Source organism: Neisseria sp. P0021.S007 (assembly GCF_051956855.1).
On the sequence record NZ_JBQCXA010000663.1, the window covers coordinates 1 to 640 of the forward strand.

The following is a 640-nucleotide window of genomic DNA, read 5'->3' on the forward strand; positions in this document are numbered from 1 at the left end:
AGCAGTGGCTGCGTTTGAGCCTCGCTTTGTACGGCAGGTGCGGATGCAACCGGGTCTGCCGCAAGGGCTGGAGTATTCAGGAGGGCAGCAAAAATTAAGCTAAGTAGCGTTTTTTTCATCATTATTTATGGATTTGAATATGAGTGGACACTGTTTCTTTCAAAGTAAACAGTTTGGCATATTAAATAGATATTAAGCGGACATTATACCGTCTCATTTAGGCTTTGCTAAGATTTTTCTTGCCTTCAGACGGCCTCAGGGGTATGGTTTTAACTTTTTCCTCCGGTCGATTTGACCGAATTGCAATTTATTTCCGAACACTAAAATACCATGAACCATTCCCTTCCTCTTTCTGATTATCTAACCCGTATTTTGACCGCTTCCGTTTATGATGTGGCCGTAGAAACGCCCTTGGATTTGGCGCGCAGTCTGTCCGGCCGTCTGAACAATCAGGTTTTTCTCAAACGTGAAGATTTGCCGCCGGTGTTTTCGTTCAAAATTCGCGGCGCGTACAACAAAATGGCGAAGCTGCCTCAAGAAACCTTGGATTGTGGCGTGATTGCCGCAAGCGCGGGCAACCATGCACAGGGTGTGGCTTTGTCGGCTCAATATTTGGGTTGCCGCACCATCATCGTGACGC

1 protein-coding gene is annotated in these 640 nt (G+C 46.7%); it reads left to right on the plus strand.

From position 1 onward, the window contains the following. Positions 1-330 precede the first annotated feature (330 nt). Positions 331-640, plus strand: a 310-nt coding sequence (locus ACTHUR_RS15255; protein WP_440399475.1) for a pyridoxal-phosphate dependent enzyme, incomplete at its 3' end; no start/stop codon positions are given.